Genomic DNA, 3,709 nt, shown 5'->3' with positions numbered 1-3,709 from the left:
GGACTACAGTGGGTGTTCACCTCCGCACGGGCGCGGGCAGAACTTCCGTGAGTGATTCCCCCGGAGGTTGCCGCCTGGGGCACCAGGACGCGCCACCGGCTCCGACGGGTTCCTTGAATGGACACGCACGAGAAGCAACACGACGAGCACATCGGCCGGGAGGCTGTGATGGCGGAGACCGCCACGACGACCGAGCAGACCGAAGCCCGGTTCGAGGGTGACCAGTGGGTGTTCCTGATCGACCCCGCCTGGCAGGCAGAGCAACCGGAGCCCGCCGAGGGCGAAGAGCGCCCCCGTCCGCCGCTGGAGGTCGTCGTCGGCGGGTGGTTCGTCGAGCAGGACGGCACCACGAGCCGCTTCCACGCCAACCCGGACTACGCGCCGACCCGCCCCGACTCGCCGACCGACCCGGTGGACGCGACGCTGCAGATGGTCACGCGCGGTGAGGCCGAACCGGGCGAGCTGCTGTCGATCATGACCGAGGGCAGCGTCTTCGGGCTCGCCGTGACCGAGGAGAACACCCCGGTCGTGGTGATGTCGCCGGACGAGGTGCCGTGCGTCGTGGTCGCCACGGCCCCCGCGCACAGCCGGCGCATCGCGGAGATCAAGGAGCTCGACAACATCGCGGCCTGGGCCGAGGTCAGCCTGGACCAGCTCGTCGGCCTGCTGCCGGAGGAGGGCGTCGACGTGCTCCTCAACGCGGGCGCGCCCGCGTCGATGCGCCTGATCGCCGCCGCGCTCCGCCAGGCCCTCGTCGAGGCCCCCAAGTCCGACGCCCCGAAGACCGAGACGGGCGCGCCCGAGGCGGAAGCCGGCGAGAGCCGTCCGGCCACCGAGGCGGACGCACCGAAGGCCCGCGCGGCCAAGAAGACCAAGTCCGAGTCCGTCACGGGCTGACGTCGTCGACGAAGGGCTCTTTCCTCGTGCGCCGAGGAAAGAGCCCTTTCGCGTCAGACCGTGAAGCGGCCGGTCAGCATGGCGGCGGCCAGCTCGACCCGTGAGCGGTAGCCGGTGCGGGAGAACAGCCGCGACAGCCTGCCCTCGACGCTCTTCTCGCTCGTGTCGAGCAACGTGGCGATCTGCTTGTTGCCGAGACCGTCGGTCACCAGCACCGCCAGCAACCGCTCGTTCTCGGCCACCGTCGCCTGCCGCCCCGGCACCGGAATGCCGTGCGTGCGCATCAGGTTGCGCAGCACCGACCGGTGCAGCAACGCATCGATGACGCCCGCCGCCTCGTAGGCCTCCGACAGCAGTTCCGGCGCCCCGACCCCGTACCGCACGAGCCGTTCCAGCCCTTCGGCCAGTTCCAGCGGTGGCCGGCCGCGCAGCAGCTTGACGGCCTCGCCCACCGCGCCGCGGTCGTCGTGCACGGTCGCGTGCAGGACGAGCCTGCTGATCTCGGCCTGCTCGGTGTGCATCCGCCTCGCCACCGAGGCGACGCGATCCAGGTGACACGGCAACGGCGACTGGTCTTCCCGGCTGACGGCGATGTCCGCCAGCGCCGTCCACAGCAGGTCCGTCAGCGCGACCACACCGGTCGTCTCGGCGCGGTCCAGTGCCTGCTTGAGCACCGTGACGGCGTCCGCGTGCCGTCCGAACAGGACGTGGTGCGCGGCCTCGGCCGCGGCGAGCAGGTGGGGGAGCGCGGGACCGCGTTCGCGGGCCGTGGCCACCATTTCCAGCGCGCGTACGAGCTTTCCCTTGCGCAGCAACAAGGTCGCGGCGACGTGGAACATGACGGCCTGGCCGGGGTCGCAGCCGGTGCGTGGTTCCGTGGCCACGCTCTTGCGCACCAGCTCCAGCGCCTCGTCGGCTCGTCCGGCGGCCGCGGCCAGCGTCGCCCGGCACGCGGTGGCGAGCCGGACCGGCACCTGGCCGGTGAGGGCGAGCAGCGGTTCGGCGCGGTGCAGCTCGCCGAGCGCCACCAGCACCTCCACGTCGCGCCGGAGGAGGTCGGGGAGCTGCTGGGTGGCGGGTTCCGGGTGGTGCGTGGGTGGCGCTTCGGTGTCGTGGCGGGGCTGGTCGGGGAGCGGTCGGGCCGCGGGTTCCGGGTGGTGCCGGGGCGGCGCTTCGGCGTCGCAGTCGAACTGGTCGGGCAACTGGTCTCCGGCGGCCACCCGTGCGGGCAGCGCTGCGACCTCGGCGTAGAAGGCCGCCGGGTCGCCCAGCCACAACCGCGTGACCGGTTCCAGGTCGTCCAGGTGCCGCGCGACGAGGTGGGCGTCCGCGTGCTCGCGCACCTCGGCCAGCACCCGCTGGGCCGAGCGCCAGTCGCCCAGCCACGACAGCGCGGCGGCCCGGCCGACCGCGCGCTGGACCTCGGTGCCGGGCCACGGCCACCACGTGCCCTCGGCGACCCGGCTCAGCGTGTCGAGCTCGCCCGCGGCACCGAGGGCGGCGAGGTGGCTCAGGCAGACGTCGAAGAGCTGGTCGTCCGGCAGGTCGTCGAGGTGTTCGTGCAGCACGGTGTCCGTCGAGCTGAGTGCGCGATGGGCGGCACCATGCGTCAGACAGGCACGGGCGTGGGCGAGCAGGATGCGGGCGCGCTCGGACCCAGTCGCCAGGTCGGCCGCAGCGCGCAGCCATCGCAACGGCCGGTCGGGGTCGTCCGGGTTCGCGTGCCGGGCGCGGGCCAGCAGCTCGGCGCGGGCGCGGGCGGCGTCGACCAGGTTGCCCGCGTCGACGAGCTGGTCGGCGAGGAACGCCGGGTCGGCGCACTCCGCGGCGCCCTGCCACAGCGCGGTCACCGCGATCTGGGCGATTCGGCGGCGCTCGTAGGGACCGAGTGAGTAGCGCAGCGCGAGCTGCAGCAGTGGCAGCCGGAACCGCCACACCGCCTGCGTCCGGACGGGCCGCAGCACCGCCGCGTCGGCGAGGGCGCGCAGCAGGGCGACGGCCTCGTGTTCCGGCACGCCGAGCGCGTGACCCACCAGCCGGGGGACCGCGGGGCCGAGCGGGGCCAGCACGGCGACGGCCTTGGCCGCGCTCCACAACGGCAGCCCGAGGCCGCGCACGTCGGCGAGCAGGTCGTCGAATCCGGCGGGCTGGATCCGCGCCGGCCAGGCCGAGAGGTAGGAGTGGCGGTCGACGACGGTGATCGCGCCGCTGTCCGCGCCGATCCGCAGCGCGGTGCCGACGGCGCTCGGCCAGCCCCGCGTCGTCGCCCACAGCCGGTCGCACAGCGAGGTCTCCGGGAGGGCGCCGGTCATCGACACCACCAGGTCCGGCAACTCACCGCGCGGTACCGGCCGCAACGTCACCACGCGGACCAGGCCGTCGCGGCGCAGGCGCGCGAACGCCGCGGCGAACGCGGGTCTCGCGTGCGGTGGCAGCGGCAGGACGGCGGTGGCGAGGCACGGCGTCCCGGCGGCGGCGATCTGGCGCACCAGCGCCTCCAGCGTGCCCACCGCCGCGGCGGGCAGGCGGTGCAGGTTCGTGAAGCCCGTCAGGACGTCCTGGCCTCCCCGTGCCGCGGCCAGCGTCCCGGCGGTGAGCAGGTCGCCGCCCGCGGTGGACTCGCTGAACGACAGGTCGACGACCTTGAACCGCTGGTCGTGACGACGGCGGAGCTCGTCCACCACGGCCGCGAGACCAGCTTCCGACCGGCTGCACACCACGGTCAACGGGGCACCGGTGGCACAGCCGAGGTCGTCGGGGAGCAACGCCGCGAGACGGTCGGCGGGGAGGGTGAGTCGATCTTGCTGCACGG

2 protein-coding genes are annotated in these 3,709 nt (G+C 74.0%); one reads left to right on the top strand and one right to left on the bottom strand.

What is annotated here, in order from left to right; genetic code table 11:
- Positions 1-117: 117 nt before the first annotated feature.
- On the top strand, positions 118-897 hold the full coding sequence (locus ACWEIJ_RS21095) for a type VII secretion system-associated protein (RefSeq protein ID WP_449838880.1): 780 nt from the start codon (positions 118-120) through the stop codon (positions 895-897).
- 53 nt (positions 898-950) lie between these two features.
- On the opposite strand, the gene ACWEIJ_RS21090 is transcribed toward ACWEIJ_RS21095, so the two are convergent.
- On the bottom strand, positions 951-3,707 hold the full coding sequence (locus ACWEIJ_RS21090; RefSeq protein ID WP_449838879.1) for a LuxR C-terminal-related transcriptional regulator: 2,757 nt from the start codon (positions 3,705-3,707) through the stop codon (positions 951-953).
- Between the last annotated feature and the right edge of the window lie 2 nt (positions 3,708-3,709).

This window comes from Lentzea sp. NPDC004789 (genome assembly GCF_053601075.1).
This window is presented reverse-complemented; position numbering and strand designations above follow the sequence as displayed.